This is a genomic window from Hydrogenophaga sp., assembly GCF_030651625.1.
GTDB lineage: Bacteria > Pseudomonadota > Gammaproteobacteria > Burkholderiales > Burkholderiaceae_C > Hydrogenophaga.
In genome coordinates, this window is sequence record NZ_JAUSCF010000023.1 from 82,906 (window position 1) to 103,050 (window position 20,145).

General features: G+C 65.4%; 20 protein-coding genes. 2 read left to right on the forward strand and 18 right to left on the reverse strand.

Going from position 1 to position 20,145, the window contains the following annotated elements:
- Positions 1 to 11: 11 nt before the first annotated feature.
- On the reverse strand, positions 12 to 740 hold the full coding sequence (locus Q7V46_RS10450) for a 4Fe-4S dicluster domain-containing protein (protein ID WP_304913479.1): 729 nt from the start codon (positions 738 to 740) through the stop codon (positions 12 to 14).
- Positions 741 to 768: 28 nt separating this feature from the next.
- The gene (locus Q7V46_RS10455) at positions 769 to 3,702 is read right to left on the reverse strand and encodes a molybdopterin oxidoreductase family protein (RefSeq protein ID WP_304913480.1); all 2,934 of its coding nucleotides are present in this window, start codon (positions 3,700 to 3,702) and stop codon (positions 769 to 771) included.
- A gap of 307 nt (positions 3,703 to 4,009) precedes the next feature.
- Between Q7V46_RS10455 and Q7V46_RS10460 the strand changes: the two genes are divergently transcribed.
- Both Q7V46_RS10460 and Q7V46_RS10465 read left to right on the forward strand, forming a co-directional pair.
- On the forward strand, positions 4,010 to 5,209 hold the full coding sequence (locus Q7V46_RS10460) for a GAF domain-containing sensor histidine kinase (RefSeq protein ID WP_304913481.1): 1,200 nt from the start codon (positions 4,010 to 4,012) through the stop codon (positions 5,207 to 5,209).
- Complete coding sequence (locus Q7V46_RS10465; RefSeq protein ID WP_304913482.1) at positions 5,206 to 5,931, forward strand: response regulator; 726 nt, start codon at positions 5,206 to 5,208, stop codon at positions 5,929 to 5,931. Before Q7V46_RS10460 ends, Q7V46_RS10465 begins: the two co-directional genes overlap by 4 nt.
- A 135-nt stretch (positions 5,932 to 6,066) precedes the next feature.
- On the opposite strand, the gene cobA is transcribed toward Q7V46_RS10465, so the two are convergent.
- The 16 genes from cobA to dsrA form a co-directional block, all read right to left on the reverse strand.
- The gene (cobA, locus tag Q7V46_RS10470) at positions 6,067 to 6,918 is read right to left on the reverse strand and encodes a uroporphyrinogen-III C-methyltransferase (RefSeq protein ID WP_304913483.1); all 852 of its coding nucleotides are present in this window, start codon (positions 6,916 to 6,918) and stop codon (positions 6,067 to 6,069) included.
- Positions 6,915 to 7,313: a hypothetical protein gene (locus Q7V46_RS10475; protein WP_304913484.1), complete on the reverse strand. Its 399-nt coding sequence runs from the start codon at positions 7,311 to 7,313 to the stop codon at positions 6,915 to 6,917. The genes cobA and Q7V46_RS10475 overlap by 4 nt, the downstream gene beginning before the upstream one ends.
- Before the next feature lie 15 nt (positions 7,314 to 7,328).
- Entirely contained in the window at positions 7,329 to 7,703 is a 375-nt protein-coding gene (locus Q7V46_RS10480; RefSeq protein WP_304913485.1) for a TusE/DsrC/DsvC family sulfur relay protein, read from the reverse strand.
- On the reverse strand, positions 7,700 to 9,112 hold the full coding sequence (locus Q7V46_RS10485; protein ID WP_304913486.1) for a cobyrinate a,c-diamide synthase: 1,413 nt from the start codon (positions 9,110 to 9,112) through the stop codon (positions 7,700 to 7,702). Before Q7V46_RS10485 ends, Q7V46_RS10480 begins: the two co-directional genes overlap by 4 nt.
- A 2-nt stretch (positions 9,113 to 9,114) precedes the next feature.
- Entirely contained in the window at positions 9,115 to 10,287 is a 1,173-nt protein-coding gene (gene nrfD / locus Q7V46_RS10490) for an NrfD/PsrC family molybdoenzyme membrane anchor subunit (protein ID WP_304913487.1), read from the reverse strand.
- Between the two features lie 17 nt (positions 10,288 to 10,304).
- Entirely contained in the window at positions 10,305 to 11,078 is a 774-nt protein-coding gene (dsrO, locus tag Q7V46_RS10495; protein ID WP_304913488.1) for a sulfate reduction electron transfer complex DsrMKJOP subunit DsrO, read from the reverse strand.
- Positions 11,075 to 11,566 (reverse strand): hypothetical protein, encoded by a 492-nt coding sequence (locus Q7V46_RS10500; RefSeq protein ID WP_304913489.1) that lies wholly within the window; start codon positions 11,564 to 11,566, stop codon positions 11,075 to 11,077. Before Q7V46_RS10500 ends, dsrO begins: the two co-directional genes overlap by 4 nt.
- A gap of 5 nt (positions 11,567 to 11,571) precedes the next feature.
- Positions 11,572 to 13,524, reverse strand: a complete 1,953-nt coding sequence (locus Q7V46_RS10505; RefSeq protein ID WP_304913490.1) for an NAD(P)-binding protein — start codon at positions 13,522 to 13,524, stop codon at positions 11,572 to 11,574.
- A 48-nt stretch (positions 13,525 to 13,572) separates the two neighbouring features.
- Complete coding sequence (dsrK, locus tag Q7V46_RS10510) at positions 13,573 to 15,102, reverse strand: sulfate reduction electron transfer complex DsrMKJOP subunit DsrK (protein ID WP_304913491.1); 1,530 nt, start codon at positions 15,100 to 15,102, stop codon at positions 13,573 to 13,575.
- A gap of 16 nt (positions 15,103 to 15,118) precedes the next feature.
- Positions 15,119 to 15,847, reverse strand: a complete 729-nt coding sequence (locus Q7V46_RS10515) for a respiratory nitrate reductase subunit gamma (protein WP_304913492.1) — start codon at positions 15,845 to 15,847, stop codon at positions 15,119 to 15,121.
- A gap of 77 nt (positions 15,848 to 15,924) precedes the next feature.
- Positions 15,925 to 16,257 carry a TusE/DsrC/DsvC family sulfur relay protein gene (locus tag Q7V46_RS10520; RefSeq protein ID WP_304913493.1) on the reverse strand — a complete coding sequence of 111 codons (333 nt, stop codon included), beginning with the start codon at positions 16,255 to 16,257 and terminating at the stop codon, positions 15,925 to 15,927.
- 47 nt (positions 16,258 to 16,304) lie between these two features.
- A complete protein-coding gene (tusB, locus tag Q7V46_RS10525; protein ID WP_304913494.1) occupies positions 16,305 to 16,604 on the reverse strand; it encodes a sulfurtransferase complex subunit TusB in 300 nt (99 codons plus the stop codon).
- Between the two features lie 10 nt (positions 16,605 to 16,614).
- Positions 16,615 to 16,971 carry a sulfurtransferase complex subunit TusC gene (gene tusC, locus Q7V46_RS10530; RefSeq protein ID WP_304913495.1) on the reverse strand — a complete coding sequence of 119 codons (357 nt, stop codon included), beginning with the start codon at positions 16,969 to 16,971 and terminating at the stop codon, positions 16,615 to 16,617.
- Positions 16,972 to 17,138: 167 nt separating this feature from the next.
- A complete protein-coding gene (gene tusD / locus Q7V46_RS10535) occupies positions 17,139 to 17,498 on the reverse strand; it encodes a sulfurtransferase complex subunit TusD (protein ID WP_210825989.1) in 360 nt (119 codons plus the stop codon).
- Positions 17,499 to 17,520: 22 nt separating this feature from the next.
- Entirely contained in the window at positions 17,521 to 18,591 is a 1,071-nt protein-coding gene (gene dsrB / locus Q7V46_RS10540) for a dissimilatory-type sulfite reductase subunit beta (protein ID WP_304913496.1), read from the reverse strand.
- Positions 18,592 to 18,659: 68 nt separating this feature from the next.
- Positions 18,660 to 19,958, reverse strand: a complete 1,299-nt coding sequence (gene dsrA, locus Q7V46_RS10545) for a dissimilatory-type sulfite reductase subunit alpha (protein WP_304913497.1) — start codon at positions 19,956 to 19,958, stop codon at positions 18,660 to 18,662.
- Positions 19,959 to 20,145 lie beyond the last annotated feature (187 nt).

The window sequence follows — 20,145 nt, forward strand, 5'->3', positions numbered from 1 at the left end:
CTGGGCCTCCGTCAAGTTGCATAGTCTTCGCGGCCTGCACCTTGTTGTGGCAATTCGGGTTGCTGGCCGTCGATCTTGAGTGGGTTGTCCACCCGAACCAGGTCTTCGGCATGGATGGTGATTTCGGTGCGGCGGCGCGGCAGGTAGTGGTTGGACGGCCGTGTGTTCCACTCCGGCATCAGCGCGTAGCCACCCTGCTCGCGGATGGCCGTCGAGACCACCGATTCGGGGTCGTGCACGTCGCCAAACAGGCGCGCCTTGGCTGGGCAGGCCAGCACGCAGGCGGGCTGGCGCTCGGCCACGGGCAGCGTGGTGCTGGTGATGCGGTCCACGCACAGCGTGCACTTGTTCATCACCTTTCGGTCTTCGTCGAACTCGCGCGCGCCATATGGGCAGGCCCAGCTGCAGTACTTGCAGCCGATGCACTTGTCCACGTCCACCAGCACGATGCCGTCTTCGGCCCGTTTGTAGCTGGCGCCAGTGGGGCACACCGGCACGCAGGGGGGGTCTTCGCAATGCAGGCAGCTCTTGGGGAAGTGCACGGTCTGGGTGTTCGGGTACTCACCCACCTCGAAGGTTTGCACGCGGTTGAAGAAGGTGCCGGTGGGGTCGGCGCCATAAGGGTTGTCGTCCACCAGCGGGCCGGCGGCGCCGGAGGTGTTCCACTGTTTGCAACTGGTGACGCAGGCGTGGCAACCCACGCAGACGTTGAGGTCGATGACCAGCGCGAGTTGTGTCACGGCTTGCCCTCCTGGGTTCCCAGCGGGGTCACGGCTGCCCCTTTCTCTTGCCCATGCCCATCCCGGCCATCCAGCCGCGGCGCTTCGGCGCTTCGCTCATGCCCGGCACCAGGGTCATGGGCCGCTCGGCCTGTGGCCAGGTTTGCTGAGGTTCGTCGGGGCCGGCCGGGTAGATGCGGACCCGCACGTCGTACCAGGCGGCCTGGCCGGTGACGGGATCGCTGTTCGAGACGGTCTTGCCGTTGGCGGTGGGCAGCTCTTCCCTGATCAGGTGGTTGAGCAGGAAGCCGCGTTGCGATTCGTTGGCATCGGCGCTGAGGTTCCAGGCACCCGCCGCCTTGCCGATGGCGTTCCAGGTCCAGACCGTGCCGGGCTCCACCGCTTCACTGTGGCGGCACATGCAGCGCACCTTGCCCCAGGGCGACTCGACCCACATCCAGCCACCGTCGGCAATGCCCTGGGCCTGCGCGGTACGGGTGTTGACGAAGAGGTAGTTGTGGGTGTGGATCTGGCGCAGCCAGGCGTTCTGCGAATCCCATGAGTGGTACATCGCCATGGGGCGCTGCGTCACCGCATTGAGCGGGTAGCGCGTGGTGTCGGTGGCCTGCTCTTCGAGTGGGGCGAAGTAGAACGGCAGCGGGTCGAAATAGGTGATCACGCGCTGGCGCAGGCGGTCCGGCGGCTGCCTGGGTCCCTGACCCGAGGGCTTCCTGCCCTGTGCGGCCAGGCGGAAACGCTGCATGAATTCCGAATAGATGTGGATGACGACGGGGTCGCGGTCGCGTCGCAGGCCCACGCCCTGGGCCCAGCGCATGTAGTTGTCGTTCCAGTTGCGCATGTACTGCTGCGAGGGCTCCAGTTGGTGGTGGAACACGCAGTTGTTCTTCTCGTACATCTCCCACTGCTTGGGGTTGGGCTCGCCGCGCATGCTTTTTTCGCCACCCTTGCCGCGCCAGCCGGCCAGGAAGCCAATGCCCGAGCCGGGCGCGGTTTCGTAGTTGACGACGAAGTCGGGGTAATCGCGGAACTTGCGGCCGCCGTCGGCCGCGGTGAAGGCTGGCAGCTTGAGCCGCGAGGCCAGCTCGACGATCACATCCTGGAAGGGCTTGCACTGGCCGGTGGGCGCCAGCACCGGGATGCGCACCGCATCCACCGGGCCGTCGAACTCGCTGATGGGGCGGTCCAGCAACGACATGCAGTCGTGCCGCTCCAGGTAGGTGGTGTCGGGCAGGATCAGGTCGGCGTAGGCCGTCATCTCGCTCTGGAACGCGTCGCACACCACCAGGAAGGGAATCTTGTACTCGCCGTCCTCGCGTTTGTCGTTGAGCATTTTGCGGACCTCGGATGTGTTCATCGTCGAGTTCCAGGCCATGTTGGCCATGAAGATCATCAGCGTGTCGATCGGGTAGGGGTCACCGCGCCAGGCGTTGGTGATGGCGTTGTGCATCAGGCCGTGTGCCGAGAGCGGGTGCTCCCAGCTGAAGCCCTTGTCGATGCGCACCGGCTCGCCCTGGTCGTCCACGAACAGGTCGTCGGGGCTCTCGGGCCATCCCAGTGGCGCGCCGCCCAGCGGCGTGTCGGGCTGGACGGCATCCGGTCCTTTCGGTGGCCTGGCGTTGGGTGGCACGGCGCGCGGATAAGGCGCCTTGTGGCGGAAGCCGCCCGGACGGTCGATGGTGCCCAGCAGGCTCATCAGGATGGCCAGTGTGCGGATGGTGTGAAAGCCGTTGCTGTGCGCCGCCAGGCCGCGCATGGCGTGGAAGGCCACGGGATTGCCAATGACCGATTCGTGGCGTTTGCCCCAGCTGTCGGTCCAGGCGATGGGCAGCTCGATCTTCTGGTCGCGCGCGGTGATGCCCATCTCGCGTGCCAGGCGGCGGATGGTGTCGGCCGGGATGCCGGTGATGCCTTCGGCCCAGTCGGCCGTGTAGGGCTTGACGCGTTCCTGCAGCAGCTGGAAGGCCGGTACGGCGGGCGTGCCATCGGGCATCTGGAAATGGCCCAGCAGCGCAGGGTCGGTGCCCTCGGTGTGGTCGGCCACCGGGGACTGGCTGTGGCGGTCCCACCAGTAGAAGTTGGCCGGTCGCAGCGGGTTGACGATGTCGCCCTCGGCGTTGCGCAGCATCAGGCCGAAGTCATCGCTGTCGGCGTTCTGGTTCACCAACTGGCCGGCATTGGTGTAGCGCGCCAGGAACTCACGGTCGTACAGGCCCAGCGCGATGATCTCGTGCACCAGGGCCAGCAGCAGCGCGCCGTCGGTACCGGGCTTGATGGGCACCCACTCGTCGGCAATGGCCGAATAGCCGGTGCGCACCGGGTTGATGCTGACGAAGCGCCCGCCCTGGCGCTTGAACTTGGCCAGCGCCGTTTTCATCGGGTTGCTGTGGTGGTCTTCGGCGGTGCCGATCATCACGAACAGCTTGGCGCGGTCCAGGTCGGGGCCGCCGAACTCCCAGAACGATCCCCCGATGGTGTAGATCATGCCGGCGGCCATGTTGACCGAGCAGAAGCCGCCGTGCGCCGCGTAGTTGGGCGTGCCGAACTGGCGCGCGAACAGCCCGGTCAAGGCTTGCATCTGATCGCGGCCGGTGAACAGCGCGAACTGCTTCGGGTCGGTGCTGCGCAGGTGGCGAAGGCGGTCTTCCAGTATCTGGAAAGTCTCGTCCCAGCTGATCGGCTCGAACTCGGCGGCGCCACGCTCGCTACCCGCCTTGCGGCGCAGCGGCTGCGTGAGCCGCGCGGGCGAGTACTGTTTCATGATGCCCGACGAGCCCTTGGCGCAGATCACGCCCTGGTTCAAAGGATGCTCGGGGTTCCCCTCGATGTAGCGCACCTCTCCATTGCGCAGGTGCACCCGGATGCCGCAGCGGCAGGCGCACATGTAGCAGGTGGTGTTGCGCGTCTCGGTGGTGGCGCCGGCCAGGGGAGCAGTGCAGGGGTCGTGAAGCGGTGTGGCAGACATGCGTTGGGGTCTTTTCGCTGGCGGGTCTACAAAACGGAGCCATGCCAGCCTCGCTTCGCACAGGCCGGACCGTCAGAGAGGTCCTATTAAAAGCAGGGGCCGCATCCCCGTCTATTACCGACACGGGTGACCCGGCATCACCCAGATGGGTAGCGTCGCCCCGTGCGGGGCGGGCTGACCGCCACCCGGCACATCCATGACGCATTACGCAAAGGCGACTTGGGGTTTTCAGCATGTATCAGTACATGCTTGTGCACTACTATGGTTCGTTTGCACAGCCATGCCCAAGCCGGGGCCCCTACAGAACATGACCACGATTGCATGCAACCCAACGCAGGATGGCGCCACCTCCCTGGGTGTGGCGACGTCGGTGGATTGGGACGAAACCGGTCTGGAGTTGCTGCTGCAACGCTTCCTGGTGTCCATTGCCGAACTGGCGGGCGCCCAGGCCGGTGCGGTGCGCGTGCTGACCGATGACGGCCATCACATGCGGCTGGTGGCGCAGCAGGGCCTGCCACCCCATGTGCAGGAAGCGGAGCGGCTGGTGGACCGGGGCTGCGGCATGTGTGGCACCGCGGTCGATGGCGACGTGCTGGGCTGGGTGGACGATCTGCGGTCGTGTGAACGAAAAGGCGGTGGGCACTATTTCGGCGGACAGTGCCAGGGCGTGTTGGCCATATCGCTGACGCACGCCGGCGAGGTACTGGGGATCTACAACCTGTTCTTTGAATCCCGGTTCGATCTCCCGCCGGCGACTCAAACCATCCTGCGCCTGATCGGGCAGTTGCTGGGACTGTCACTGCACAATGCCCGCATCGAGCGCGAGCGCCTGCGGGTCACCGTCTTGAAGGAGCGGCAGGAAATGGTCAACGAGGTGCATGACTCGATCGCGCAGACCCTGGCGTACGCGCGCATGCGGCTGCCCCTGCTGAAAGACGCCATGCTGGACCACGACGACCCGAAAGCCATCAAGTACTTTTCAGACGTCAAGCAGGCGGTGGGAGAGGTGCACGACAACCTGCGCGAGGTCATGACCTATTTCCGTACCCGCATGGACCCGCTGGGTCTGCTGCACGCGCTGCAGGGCATTGCCGACGGATTCTTCGGTCGGACCGGCATCGCGCTGGAGATCCACAACACAGTCCGGTGCCTGAACCTGTCCGATGCGCAGGAGGTCCAGGTGTTCTTCATCGTGCAGGAAGCGCTGGCCAACATCGCCAAGCACTCCATGGCCCGCCACGCGGCGGTGATCATCAACAAGACTCCGGCAGGACTTGAATTCGTCATCGAGGATGATGGCCTGGGCATGGCAGCGCCGGGCGTCTCCACCATCGTGACCTCGGCCAAAGAGCTCGCGGCATCCACCCACTTCGGGCTGGAGATCATGCAGAGTCGGGCCCAGCGCCTCGGTGCGAGCCTGGAGGTGGGTGACAATGCGGGTGGCGGTACCCGCGTGCGCCTGTTGCTGCCCGCGTCCACCGCCACCACCGCAGAACACACACCATGACGACACCCGCCACGCAGGCCATGCAGACCCGGGTGATGCTGGTGGACGACCATGCCATGTGCCGCAGCGGGCTGTCCGAGTTGCTGCAGAACCGCAGCGGCATGGTCGTGGTCGCGGCCACCGGTGACCGTGCGCAGGTGATTCCCCTGCTGCGCGAGTTTCAGCCCGAGCTGATGGTGCTGGACCTGAGCCTGGGCCCGGTCGATGGCCTGAGTGTCCTGCGCGCGGTGCGCACCGAAGGCATCGAGGTGCCGGTGGTCGTGCTGACCATGAGCAACAGCGAAGAAGACCTGTCGGCGGCGCTGCGGGCTGGCGTGCGCGGCTACCTGCTCAAGGACATGGATCCCGACGACGTGATCGAATCCATCGGTCGTGCCGCGCGTGGTGAGCTGGTGGTGGCACCGACCATGGCCCTGAAGCTGGCCCAGATGTGGCAGAGCGGACAGAAGGGATCGGTCAAGCGCGACCTGGTGGACACGCTGACCGAGCGCGAACGGCAGGTGCTGGATCAGGTGGCGCGCGGCAAGAGCAACAAGGTGATCGCGCAGACACTGGATATCAGCCACAACACCGTCAAGCTGCATGTGCGCCACATCATGGCCAAGCTCGACCTGGGCTCGCGCGTGGAAGCGGCCGTGTTCGCGTTCGAGCACCGCACATCGACCGAACATTCAGGCAGGGGCGGTGACCCGGACAACTCCTCCGGACGCCGTTCGAACTGAAGGCCGGAGCGCCACCCCTTTGCATGAAGCGATGCAGCCCAGGGCACCGCCGGGTCGCCCTTCGACAAGCTCAGGACGGACGGCCAGTACCGCCCCCTTGAGTGGGTAGCGCGAAGCGCTGCGGCGGTGCTCACTTCAGTTGGCTACTGCCGCATTGAGCGCCGGCAACTGCTGAGGCACCTCGTGGTGGGCGGGCGAGAGGCTGCTGTCGGCAGCGGTCTGCGGGTCGAACCAGTGCAGCGTGCCGTGCAGCCTCACCACGTCGCCCACGATCAGCAGGCTGGGTGATGTGAAGCCGCTGCCTGCCACCTTGGCCGGGAGGTCGCCCAGTGTGCCCGTGAGCACCTGCTGCGTGGACAGCGTACCGTGCTGAACGGCGGCAATCGGTCGCGTGGCCGGAGCGCCGTGCGCCATCAGCTGGCGGCAGATGTCGGGCAGCGCGTTCAGCCCCATGTAGATCACAACGGTCTGGTGCGGGCGCACCAGCGCTTCCCAGTCCAGATTGGCACTGCCGTCCTTGAGATGACCGGTGACGAACAGACAGCCCTGTGCGTGGTCGCGGTGTGTGAGCGGGATGCCAGCGTAGCTGGCCACCCCGCAGGCGGCGGTCACGCCGGGGACCACCTCGAAGTCCACACCGTGTGCGGCGAGCTCCTGCATTTCTTCGCCGCCGCGCCCAAAGACGAAGGGATCGCCCCCCTTGAGCCGGACCACCCGCTTGCCTTCGCGCGCCAGTTGCACCAGCAACAGATTGATCTGTTCCTGGCGCATGGTGTGCTCGTTGCGCCGCTTGCCAGCAAAGATGCGTTGCGCATCGGGCGAAGCAAAGTCCAGCACGCCTGATGACACGAGGTTGTCGTAGACGACGACGTCGGCCCGCTCCAGCAGCCGCACCGCCTTCAGCGTCAGCAGTTCCGGGTCGCCCGGCCCGGCGCCCACCAGGTAGACACAGCCGCGTGACCGGTCGCCAAAAGGTCGGATGTTCATAGGGTCATGCTCCCGGAGCCACAGCCGCCACCCGTGCCACAACCACCGCTGCCGCAACCGCCACCACCCCCTCCGGTGCTGCAGCCGCTGGTGGCGGGGACCTGGGCCAAGGGCTGCTGGCTTGCGAAAATGAAGTTGAACTGGCCCGGCTCCAGCTCGACGAAATCGAGCACGGTGTCTTCCAGCAGGTCGGCGTGCGCCGCGGCGATCACCACCGCCACGTCTTCCAGCATCAGGCGCGTGTCGTTGTCCGCAACATCGTCAAAGCCCATGCCGTAGCCGATGGAGCCGTCGGGCTCGCGCCGGGCGGCCACGCGCAGGGCCAGTTGTTCGGCGTCGCTCTCGCGAGCGGCTTGTCGTATCTGCTGTGCTGCTGTTGCTGTGAGTGTGAACATGCTGCGGGTCGCCTTTCAGTGTTCGCCTTTGGTGCGCAACAGGCCGGCCAGCCGGTTGCCCTGTTTCTGCGGACCCCCGCGGGGGAAGAGATCGTGCAGGTGGTGGTTGCTGCCGCGCTCGGGGCCCCAGACCGCCGTGAAGTGTTTGATCATGGCGCGCACCTGGGCCTGCACGCCGTGCTCGGCGTAGTACGCCCGCAGGTAGCGCACCAGCTGCCAGTGTTCGTCGGTCAGCGTCAACTCCTCCTGTGCGGCGAGCGCGCGCACGAAGTCTTCCGACCAGTCGCCGAGATGGCGCAAGTAACCTTCGGAGTCAGTTTCGACCGGGTGGCCGTTGACCGTCAGGATGCGGGTGAACGCATCGGCTGGATAGGTCAAGGTCGAGTTCATGCCGCCAGCCTCTCTTGCGAGGCAACACGGGCGCTGAGCGAACGCCGGGCGCGCACGAAGTCGACAAAATGGCGTGCCCAGTCGGTGCCCGCCACGCTGCGCAGGTGGGTGTAGGTGGCCAGCAGGTTGTGCTGCACGATGCCGTCGTGCCGTCCGTCGATGCCGTGACCGCGCGTGACGCGCCAGGCAAAGCGCGTGTCTGCGGGCAGCCCGTCCAGGCTGGAATAGTGGAACTCGTGGCCGCGCAGGGACCGACCCTGCAGACCGCTCCAGGGCATGTGGTCGGTGGCGGCCAAGTGCACATACCCGCGCCCCACCGGTTTCTCGTGCAGCGTGGCATCGCCCGCCAAGGCGCCCACCATGGCGCAGCGTTCGCCGCGCCATTGCAGCGAACGGGCCAGGTACATCAGGCCACCGCACTCGGCGTAGGTCGGCAGACCTTCCGCTATTGCAGCGGCGATCTTTGAGCGCAGCGAAGCGTTGGCCTGCAGCTCACGCATGAACAGCTCGGGGAAGCCGCCGCCGATGAAGAGACCGTCGATGGCCTCGGGCAGCGCCGGGTCGATCAGGGAGTCGAAGGGGAGCAGCTCGGCGCCGGCGTCGCGCAGGGTCTGCAGGTCATCTGGGTAGTAGAAACCGAAGGCCCGGTCCTGCGCCAGGGCGATTCGCACGGGCTTGACAAGGTTCACGGTGGGCGCCACGTGAATGGATGACAGGGCCAGCGCCGGCGCACTGGAAGCCAGCGCCCGCACGCGCTCCAGATCGACCTGGTCCGCGATGCGCTCACCGATCAGGTCGATCTGGTGTGCGGCGTCGGCGTGTTCGTTGCTCGGCATCAGGCCGAGGTGGCGTTCGGCCACCGCGAGGTCGGTGTCTTCGGCAATCGCGCCCAGCACCGGCACGTCGGTGTAGTGTTCGATCACGGCGCGCAGCTTGGCCTCGTGCCGGCTGCCGCCCAGCCGGTTCAGGATGACGCCGCCGATGCGGACCCGGCGGTCAAAGGCCTGGTAGCCCAGGATCAGCGGCGCGATGCCGCGCGTCATGCCGCGCGCGTCGATCACCAGCAGCACCGGCAGGTCCAGCAGTTGTGCGAGCGCTGCGTTGCTGTTGCTGCCGTCGAGCGCGAGACCGTCGTACAGGCCCTTGTTGCCCTCGACGATGCTGATGTCGGCGCCGACGGCCTGCCGGGCAAACACGGCGCCGATCTGCTCCGGGGTCATGAGGTAAGGGTCGAGGTTGTGGCAGGCGCGGGCGCTGGCCCGTCCCAGCCACATCGGGTCGATGTAGTCAGGCCCCTTCTTGAAGGGCTGCACAGCGAGGCCGCGTGCGGCGAAGGCCGCGCACAGGCCCAGGCTGACCGTGGTCTTGCCCGAAGACTTGTGTGCCGCGGAGATCAGCAGGCGGTTCATGATCAGACCTTGGCGGACACGAAGTCGTCCTGCGGCATGAAGTCGAAGGCGCGGACGCCCACGACCGTGAGCAGCAGGGCCGCCCCAAGACCTCCGACACCGAGCAGGAACTCTGGCAGCGAGGGAACATAGCTCGCAATCACGCCGTCGCCGAAGCTGCTGCTCACCTCGTGGCCGGGGAAGATCTCCAGCGGGAAGGCCTGGCCGCCGATGATGAAGACATAGAGAAAGGCAAACGCGCCGCCCACGACTAGCACCGACGCGGCGAAGGTGGTTCGCTCGCTGGAGAGCCTCGGGTGAAACACCAGCAGCAGCGGCAGCACCGAGCCGATCAGCACATAGCCGACCCAGAACAGCAAGGGATAGATGCCGCCGTCGACGAGCAGGAAACGCTCGAACGCGACCTGCTTGGCGTAGTAGAGGTTTGTCAGGTGGTAGACCGCCACCAGGTACAGCGATGCAGCGATGAAGATCCCCAGCAGCCGGGCCATGCGGCGCCGGATCGCGCTGTCGAGAACGCGACCCTCCCACGCATACATCGTGGACTGCACGATAAGGAAGACCGCCAGGCCCCAGCCGAAGCTCAGCACGATGAACAGCGGCGCCAGCAGCGCCGACTGGTACGCCTGACGCGCGACCAGGAAGGCGAAGATCGAGCCGGTCCCGGTGGTCAGCACGAAGCGCCAGACGAGGGCCGCCAGGCCGGCGGTCTTCGAATACTTGTTCATGCGCCGCTCGAACATCGTCCACAGGTAGACCGCCACGATGGCCGTCATGCCCGAGTAGAGGAAGACGTTCCATGCGAAGACCGATTTGAAGTTGTAGTGTGTGGCCGCGACGATCACGCGGTCGGGCCGACCCAGGTCCAGCATCAGCACCATCAGTCCGCCCATCAGCAAGGCGATGCACAGAAGGCCCGAGAGCGGTGCGCGGTGCTTGTACGCCGCCTGGCCGAAGACCGAGCCGATCGAGGCGACGTTGAGCACGCCCGAGGCTGCGACGACCATGAAGATCGCGAACACGTGGGGCAGACCCCAGACGATCTGGTTGTTCATGCCGGTGACGATGTGGCCGTGCACCTCCATGTAGTGCGACGCGCCCAGGCCGACGGCCGTGATCGCGCCAGCCAGGATGGCGAGCAGCCAGAAGTTGCGGGTGTCTTCGCGGGTTCTCATGGTCGAGCTTCCTGGGGCTAGATACCGTGGTAACGGACGCCAGGGTCCAGCTTCAGGTCGGCGCGCAACTGCGAGGTCTGGATCGCGCGGATGCGCTTCGAAATCTCGCTCTCCGGGTCGTTCAGGTTGCCGAAGACGATGGCGCCGTGGCCTGCGGCGCTGCAGGCCTGCACGCAGGCGGGCTGCTCGCCGCGGTCCACCTTGTGCACGCACATCGTGCAACCCTCCACCGTGCCCATGCCGCGCGGCACGTCGGGGTTCTGGTTGGTCACGGGTTCATGGATGAACGAGCGCGCCTTGTAGGGGCAGGCCATCACACAGTAGCGGCACCCGATGCAGATGTGCTTGTCCACCAGCACGATGCCGTCGGCCCGCTTGAACGAGGCGCCGGTAGGGCACACATCCACGCAGGGTGGTTCGGCGCAGTGCTGGCACATCACGGGCAGAGACTGCGTCCTGCCGGTGCGCACCTCTTTGATCTCGATCTTGCGGATCCACTGCGCACCGGTCGTTCCGGGGTTCTCGGGCAGTCCGTTTTCGGTGCGGCAGGCGGTCACACAGTCGGTGCAGCCGCTGCTGCACTTTGTGCTGTCGATCAACATGCCCCAGCGCACCTGGGGGTCGGCACCAGCGGTGGCCGCACCGGCCGCAGGCGATGCCTGCGCAATTTCGATCAGTCGCACGCCGGGCGCCAGCAGGATGCCGGCCAGGCCCGCCGCTGCCATGCCCAGGAAGCCGCGGCGCCCGGGCTGGGCAGCCTTCTGTGACGAGGTGGGAGGCGCCGGGTTCATGGTTGGGACGTTGCAGGGGCGCCCTCGGCACCGAGCGCGCGCACCAGCCGGGTGAGCTGGGCGGTGGTGCCGGTGGGGTGGGCCAACGGGTGGAAGGCCGATGTCGCCGCAGGTTTCGTGGCGTGGCATTCGAAACAGTCGATCTTCACTGCGGCAAAGCTGTGGCAGCTGACGCAGAAGTTGGTTTTGCTGGCCGCCACGCTCTGGGTGGTCTGGCTGGCGTGGCATTCAATGCAGGCCTTCAGGCTGTGCTTCGCACCGCGCACGCCACCGTGCACGGTTTCGTCGCGCTGGTGCTGGAGGAACTTCATGTGGTCACGCCGCATGGTGGCCGGGTCTTCCACACACTGGCCACCGCGCGCGGGCTCGATCACGGGCTGCGGCACGCGAGGTGCCACACCCGGCGTATCGGCGGCCAGCACAGCGGCGCTGGCCAGCAGCAGCCACAGGGCCGCAGCGCGAGGGAGGTGTCGAAGCAGGTGGCCCATGGCCGTCACTCGCCCAAGCCCATCTGGATGTAGCCGGTCGGGCAGACGTCCTGGCAGATGTGGCAGCCGATGCACTTGCTGTAGTCGGTGTCCACATAACGCCCGGTGGTGGACTTGGACTTGGGGACCTTGAACACGGCGGTCTGGGGGCAATAGACCACGCAGTTGTCGCACTCGAAGCACTGGCCACAGCTCATGCAGCGCTTGGCCTCGGCCTGGGCTTGCGCCTCCACCAGCGCCTGCAGGCGCTCGTCGAAGTTGCCCAGGGCCTCTTCGGCGGTGAGGTTGACGATGGTCCGCCGGTTGCGCGGCGTGTAGTTGAAGTGGCCGAGGAACAGCTCCTTGTGCGAGATCACGTAGCGGTCAGAGCGGTTGTCAAAGTTGTGTATCGCCACATTGCTTGCGTCGGTGCCGTGGATCGGTTCGTGCACCTCGCTGAAACTCAGACCCTTCTCGATCATCTTGCGCTGGAGGTCGAAGACATGCACATCGATCTTGGGCCGCTTCTCCAGCGCTTCACCCTGCAGGAAGCGGTCAATGCCCTCTGCCGCGATGGCGCCGTGGCCGATGGCGGTGGTTAGAAGGTGTGGACGGATGATGTCGCCGCCGGCGAACACGCCCGGCTGTACCTGGTAGTTCTTGTCGGCCGGCACCGCGCCCTTGCCGTTGTTGAACTCCTCCAGCCCGGTAAAGTCCACCGCCTGGCCAATCGCCGAGACAATCAGGTCGGCCGGGAGGTCTTCTTCAGTGCCTTCGATGTTCTTGATCTCCAGCTTGCCGCCCACGATCTTGGCCTCGCAGCGGATGACGCGCAGCGCTGTGGCGCGCCCGTCCGGCCCGCGGACCACACCCACTGGCGCCAGACCGCCGCGGATGGAAATGCCCTCCGACAGCGCGTGCTCGACCTCGTGGCGCGAGGCCTGCATCTTGTCCACCGCGAAGATGGAGGTCAGGGTCACGTCCGCGCCCTGCTTGGCCGACACCGCCGCCACGTCATGCGCCACATGACCCGCGATCGCATGCTCGGGGCGGTCACTCTCGTGGATCTGGTCGATGTGGCCGAGGCGGCGCGCCACGGTGGCCACATCGATCGAGGTGTCGCCACCACCGACCACCACCACGCGTTTGCCCACATGGCGCAGGCGCCCGTCGTTGAAGGCCTTGAGGAAGGAAGTCGCAGTCACGCAATTGGGTGCGTCCGCACCCTCGACCGGCAGGCCGCGGCCGGACTGGGCGCCGAGACCGAGGAACACGGCGTCGAAATCGGCGCGGATCTGTTCCATCGTGATGTCGGTGCCGATGCGGCAGTTGGTGCGCGCCTGCACACCCAGGTCCAGGATGCGCTGGATCTCGGCGTCGAGCACCTGGCGCGGTGTGCGAAAGCCCGGGATGCCGTAGCGCATCATGCCGCCGAGCTCGGCGCGTTCGTCAAACAGCGTGACGGCGTGGCCGCGCAGCGCGAGCTGGTAGGCCGTTGACAGGCCGGCCGGGCCACCGCCGATGACCGCCACCTTTTTGCCGCTGGAGAAATCTGGCTTCCTGAAAGCCAGGTTGTTGGCGATGGCGTACTCGCCCAGGAAGTGTTCGACCGAGTTGATGCCGACGAAGTCTTCGACCTGGTTGCGGTTGCAGCCCGATTCGCAGGGCGCCGGACAGACCCGGCCCATGACGGAGGGGAAGGGGTTGGCCTCGGTCAGGCGGCGAAAGGCGTATTCCTGCCAGGGCATGCCTGCCGGCGGCTTCTCGACGCCGCGCACGATGTTCAGATAGCCGCGAATGTCCTCACCCGATGGACAACTGCCCTGGCAGGGTGGCGTGCTCTGGATGTAGGTCGGGCACTTGTGCGAATGATCGGCGTTGAAGATCTGTTTCTGCCAAGGCCCCGGCTTGTGGTCGCCGTCCTTGTAGCGCCGGAAGTTGAGGGGCTGGACGCTGACGGATTCGGGGTTGGCTGACATGTCGTGTCTCCTGGGATCGTTGTGTGGTCGCGGGGCGTCGGCGCGCGCTTACTTGTCACCGAGCCGGATGGCCTTGCTCACGAGCTGGTGCACACCGCCCACCATGCTCATGTCAAAGCCGTACTGCGGTAGCACCTTGGTGAACTGCGCCTTGCAGATGGCGCAGATGGTGGCCATGAAGTTCACGCCGTGTTCATCGACCACGTTCTTCAGCGCCTCCATGCGCGGCAGCGCACCCTTGACGCGCAGCTCCAGCAGGTCGTCGGTCAGCAGGCCGCCGCCACCACCGCAGCAGAAGGTGCTTTCATGGATGGTTTCGGGCGCCATGTCGTGGAAGTGGTTGGCCACCGCCTTGATGATGTCGCGAGGGATGGTGAACTGGCCGCCGGCAAAGTCGCCCATGCGCGAAGCGCGCGCGACGTTGCACGAGTCGTGGAAGGTGATGATGCGGTTGTCGTTTTTCTCTTTGTCGAATTGCAGTGCGCCGCGCTCGATCAGGTCGTGCGTGAACTCGCAGATGTGCATGGGCTGCTTGTAGCGGTGGTCCAGCTGGTTCTGCAGCTCAATGGCAAATGGATCCTTGCCACCGGCGCCGACGCCCACCAGCGTGTTCCAGAAGCTGTAGGCCACTCGCCAGGCATGTCCACATTCGCCGACCACGATGCGTTTGACACCCAGCTCCAGCGCGGCCTCGCGGATGCGCAGCGCGATCTTGCGCAACTGCTCGTAGTTGCCGATGAACATGCCGAAGTTGCCCGCTTCGCTGGCCATGCTGGAGAGCGTCCAGCTGACGCCCGCAGCGTGGAACACCTTGGCGTAGCCGATCAGGCTGTCCACGTGCGGCTCGCTGAAGAAGTCGGCCGACGGCGTGATCAGCAGCACCTCGGCGCCCTTGACGTCGAGCGGGAAACGCACGTCCAGGCCGGTCTCGTCCCTGGTGTCTTCTTCCAGCCCCAGCAGGGTGTTTTCCAGCGCCGGCCCGGGAATGCCCAGGTTGTTGCCGATGCGGTGCACCTTGCCGATGATCTCGTTGGAATATTTCTGGCCCATGCCGATCGAGTCCATGATCTCGCGCGCGGCCATGGTGACTTCGGCGGTGTCGATGCCGTAGGGGCAGAACACCGAGCAGCGGCGGCATTCGGAGCACTGGTGGTAGTAGCTGTACCAGTCGTCCAGCACCTCGCGCGTCAGGTCCTTGGCGCCGACCAGTCGGGGGAAGTGTTTGCCGGCAAAGGTGAAGTAGCGGCGGTAGACCTGTCGCATCAGGTCCTGGCGCGCCACCGGCATGTTCTTGGGATCTTCGGTGCCGAGGAAGTAGTGGCATTTGTCGGAGCAGGCCCCGCAGTGCACGCAGGCGTCCATGTAGACACGCAGCGAGCGGTACTTGCCCAGCAGCTCGCCCATCTTGGCGATCGCCTTGGCTTGCCAGTCCTCCACCAGCTCACCCGGAAAGCCCAGGTTCTTCTGGATCGCTTCCGATGCCACGAAGGGCTTGAGGTGCGAGGTGGCGCCCACCTGCACCAGCGGGATGACCGGGTAGGGCTTCAGCTTGGGGGTGGTGAATGCGGCGGTGGCCATGGCGGATGGGTTCCGTTTATTTGTCCAGGGCCGCGGCCCAGCTGGCCAGATGCCGGGCTTCGCGCGGGTTGTCGGTCATGTTGCGCGTCGGGCTGAAGAACAGGCCAGGCGCGTGCAGCAGCTTGCTGATGGGGAAGATGATCATCAGCAGGGCCACCAGCGACAGGTGCACCAGCAGCACCGGGTCGGCAGGCAGCGGCTGGATGGACAGTCGCATCAGGCCCAGCATGAACACCTTGACCGCCACGATGTCGGTGTGCGCGACGAAGCGCATCGCCAGGCCGGTCAGGCCAATGGCGATCAGCAGTGCCAGCATCAGGTGGTCCGATGGGGTGGAGATGTAGCGCACGCGGTCCACCAGGAAGCGCCGCGCCCACAGGCCGGCCAGACCGGCCACCATGGCGAAACCCGCGTAGGTTCCGAAGGGCTGGACCATGGCAATGGGCAGCCAGACCGGTTCCTGGAAATAGCGCACATGGCGCAGCACCACCAGCAGCAGCGCGGCATGGAACATCCAGCCAAACAGCCAGGTCCATTTGCTGGAGCGGAACAGACTCTCGAAAAACACCACTTCGCGCGTCAGGCGCCAGCCCACGCCGGTGGTCGTGAGCGGTGCGGGTGTGAGGGCGATCTTCAACGGCGCGGGCGTGACCGCGTACTGCCGGATCTTCAACGCCAGCCCGACCACGAAGATGGCGGTGGCCAGGTAGAACAGCGCAGCGAAGAAGATCGAGAGGGCGCTCATCGCATGGACCTGGGTCGGGGTGGCGAAGGGGTCAGGAAGTCAGGTCGAACCCGGCAGGCCGGGCGGAAGCTGATGCTTCAGACGCAGCCGGTCGGCTTGGGCAGGCCGGCGATCTTGCAGGCCTGTTTGGCGGGGCCGTAGGGGAACAGGTCGTACAGGTACTTGCTGTTGCCCTTCTCTTCGCCGAACTGCTTGCCGATGGCCTTGGTCAGCACGCGCACGGCCGGGGCGATCTGGTACTCGTTGTAGTACTCGCGCAGGAAGTTGATGACTTCCCAGTGGTTGTCGGTCAGCGGGACCTTCTCTTCCTCGGCGATGTGCTCGGCGATCTCCCTGTTCCAGTCGGCCAGGTTGATCAGGTAGCCTTCTTCGTCGGTTTCGTAGGTGGCGCCATTGATTGCGATGCTCATGGTGATTTCCTCAGTTTGTCGGAATGAAAATGCAGCTGGCTCTGGCTTCAGAGCCAGCTGTTCGATGCGCTGTGTTCGGCCACGAGATCCACGAAGCCGCCGTAATCCACCAGCGTCACGTTGTCCAGGGCGCGCGACGCCATGCCGCGCGCGTCCATGTCGGGCCTGAGTGCGTAGAACCTGACTTGCGAACCGGCTTCGCGCAGGTGGGCCTCCACCGGGCTGCCGGTGGTGGCGGCGTAGATGCCGTCCTCGATCAGCAGCACGGCGTGTCCGGGCAGGGCCATGCGCAGGCAGCTCGCCAGCGAGCCGGTCTGGTGGGGGGATTTGTTGACGATGTGCAGCATGGGGTTCTCCTCAGAAACTCAGGACCACGTCCTGCTGCGCCATCAGTTCGGCCATCTGCGCGGTGTCCAGCACCTCGACCGGCACCAGCAGGTCGACCTCGTTCAGGCCACGCTGCGCCAGGGAGGCCTGATCCACGTAGAGCTTCTCCACGTCGTAGCCTTCCAGTGCGCGGTAGCTGGGCGAGAAGTTCTTGATGCCGATGTCCTTGGTCTGCTGGCCTTTGACCAGTTCGTAGACACCGTCGTCCATGAACACCAGGCTGACATCCTGGTCGAGCGTGGCGGTGATCAGCACCACCTCCAGACTCTCCAGCGCGTAGATCGTGCCGTAGGGAGCCTTGCGGTTGATGAACATGAACTTCTTCATTCAGACATCCTCGATTTCAAAGACTCAACCAGTCAGCATGGGACTGGGGAGTGAAATGGCCTGGGCGGGAAACGCCGTGGAACCGGCTTTGCCGGGCCACTGGCGTTGCCCCCTTGAGGGGGGATGCGGCCACACGAAGTGGGCAAGCAACGGGGGTGTTCTTCATATCAATCGCCAAAGGTCACGAGGCGGTCGGCCTTGATGCCGCTGTCCACCAGCTGACCCAGGCCCGATATGCGAAACCCCGGGGCCAGCACCTCGTCCTTGATGCCGCGGCGCAGCGCGGCGGCCACGCAGACCACGAGGTCGACGTTGTGCTCGGCCTTCAGGGCCGACCAGCGGTTGACGATGTGCCGGTCGTCCTGCGGCGGCTCCGTCAATCGCGTGGCGTTGTTGACGCCGTCGTGATAGAAGAAAACGCGCTGGATCTCATGCCCCTTTGCAATCGCTGCCACGCAGAACTGGTAGGCGCTGTCCGAGGCCTGGTGCGTGTAGGGCCCCTCGCTGACAAGTAGTCCGAATTTCATGGGCTGGGTCCGCAGGCGTTGGTCAGAAACGGATGTGGGTCGACGCGTTCAGGCTGGCGCGTGAACCGCGCCAGTCGTCGATCAGGTACTTGGTGAACGGCAGTTCGCACTTCTCGAAGAAATTCGGCCAGCCGATGCGCTCCACCCAGTCCGACAGGCGCTCCCAGGGGCGAGCGTCGGCCTTGTAGGTGTAGAGGATCTTCTTGACGATCTCCGACACCTCGGGCCAGCGTGGCGGGTTGTTCGGAATGCCGGAAGCCACCATCTTCATGAAGGTCGGTTTGCCGCGCGCGTTGGAGTTCTTGCCGCCAACCCAGATGGCGAATTTGGAGTGCTCCGGGTCGTTGATCTGCATCGGCGGGCAGGGCGGGAAACAGGCGCCGCAGCAGATGCATTTCTTCTCGTCCACCTCCAGCGACGGCTTGCCGTTGACCAGCGCCGGGCGGATGGCCGCCACCGGGCAGCGCGCCACCACGGCCGGGCGTTCGCAGGCGTTGGCCACCAGGTCGTGGTTGATCTTGGGCGGCTTGGTGTGCTGGATCACGATCGCGATGTCGGCCTGGCCGCCGCAATTGATCTCGCAGCAGCTGGTGGACAGGTGCACGCGGTTGGGCATGTCCTCGCGGATGAACTCGGTATAGAGCTCGTCCATCAGGGCCTTCACCGCGCCCGAGGCATCGGTGCCGGGAATGTCGCAGTGCAGCCAACCCTGGGTGTGCGCAATCATCGACACCGAGTTGCCGGTGCCGCCCACGGGGAATCCACTTTCGGTCAGGGCCGAGATCAGTGGCGCCACCTTGTTCGGGTCGGCCACCATGAACTCGATGTTCGAGCGGATGGTGAAGCGCACATGCCCTTCGGCATAGGTATCGGCGATGTCGCACAGCTTGCGGATCGTGTGCACGTCCATCTGGCGCTGGGTGCCCGCGCGCACCGACCAGACCTCGTCACCGCTGTGCGAGACGTGGTGCAGCACGCCGGGCCGTGGGCGGTCGTGGTAACGCCAGTTGCCGTAGTTTTTAAGCAGGGTCGGATGCAGGTACGGCTTGTTGTCCGGCACGCCGCTTTCGATGGGTGTTCGCATTTGGGCCATGGGTTGCCTTCCCGGGTTGGACGGTGGAGGAGTTGGACGGAAGGATGAAGGATGGCGCGAGGTGCCGGTCAGGCGGAGGCCTGCTTGCGCGCCATGTACTTGGCGGCTTCTTCGTCCCAGTCGTCGGTGCGCACATAGGGGTTGGTGCGCGGGGTGGAAACCATGTTGGGGTCCACTTCCAGCTCGATGCCTTCGAGGAAATTGACCAGGCCGATACGCTCGATCATCTCGCCGGTGCGCTCGTGTTCCAGCGCGTTCTCGGCAAAGAAATCGATGATCTTCTGCGCCAGCTGGACCAGGCCCTTGTAGTCCTCGTCGGTCTTGAGCGACATGAAAGGCACCACCACCGTGCCCATCAGGTCACCGATCTTGAGCGTGCGCTTGCCACCGACCAGAATGGTGGCGCCGGTGTCGGTGCCGTGGGCCAGCGCGCCGGTCATGACGTTGATGCAGTGCATGCAGCGCACGCAGTTGCCGTTGTCGATTTCCAGGCACTGCGTGTCGTTGATCTTCACGCTGGAGATCTTCGGGCCCTGGGCCACGTCCTTGACCTCCTTGAGCATGATGGTCTTGGTCGGGCAGCGGCTGATGACATCGTTCACCAGCTCGTTCATGCCGTGCTTGTCGAACCACTTGCGCGCCAGGGTTTCGTCGGTGCGCATGTTGTCGCGCCAGGTGCCGATGACAGCCATGTCCGAGCGCTGGATCGAGTTCATGCAGTCGTTGGAGCAACCCGAGAACTTGAACTTGAACTTGTAGGGCAGTGCCGGGCGGTGGATGTCGTCGAGGAAGGTGTTGATCACCTGTCGGTGCGCCTTGGCCTCGTCGTAGCAGCTCTGTTCGCAACGTGCCGCGCCGACGCAGCTCATCGAGGTTCGAACCGCCGGTCCGGCCCCGCCGAGGTCGAAGCCGAGTTCGTTGAGCGCGTCGAAGGCGTCCTGCACCTTGTCGGTCTTGGCGCCCTGGAACATGATGTCGCCCGACTGGCCGTGGAAGGCAATCAGGCCGGAGCCGTGCTCTTCCCAGATGTCACACATCTTGCGCAGCACATCGGTGTCGTAGTGCATGCCGGGTGGCGGCTGCACGCGCAACGTGTGGAACTCGGCCGCATCGGGGAACTGGGGCTTGCCATCGGCGTCCTTGAGCTCGGTGAAGCGCGGGATCACCCCGCCGCCATAGCCGAACACGCCGACCGTGCCGCCCTTCCAGTAGCCCTTGCGCGTCCGGTAAGAGGTCTCCAGCTGACCCATCAGGTCCACCATGTAGTCCTTCTCACCGGCCAGCCGCTTGAGGCCGGTCACGAAGCTGGGCCACGGGCCACTCTCGAGCTCGTCAAGCATCGGGGTGTCGTGCATTTTTTTGGCCATGTCTTGTCTCCTGTCGGGGTGCCACTGTCGGCAACGGCGGTCTCGCATCGTGGGCATTGCGGGGGCTCTGTCGGCCCGCCTTCCGGTATGGGTTGCATCGTAGGAGGCGAGAGGGGCGTCTTGCTATCCCCCTCGTTGGCTAGGCGGGACTACCCATATGGGTTATGCAGCCCCACCCGTCCCGGCT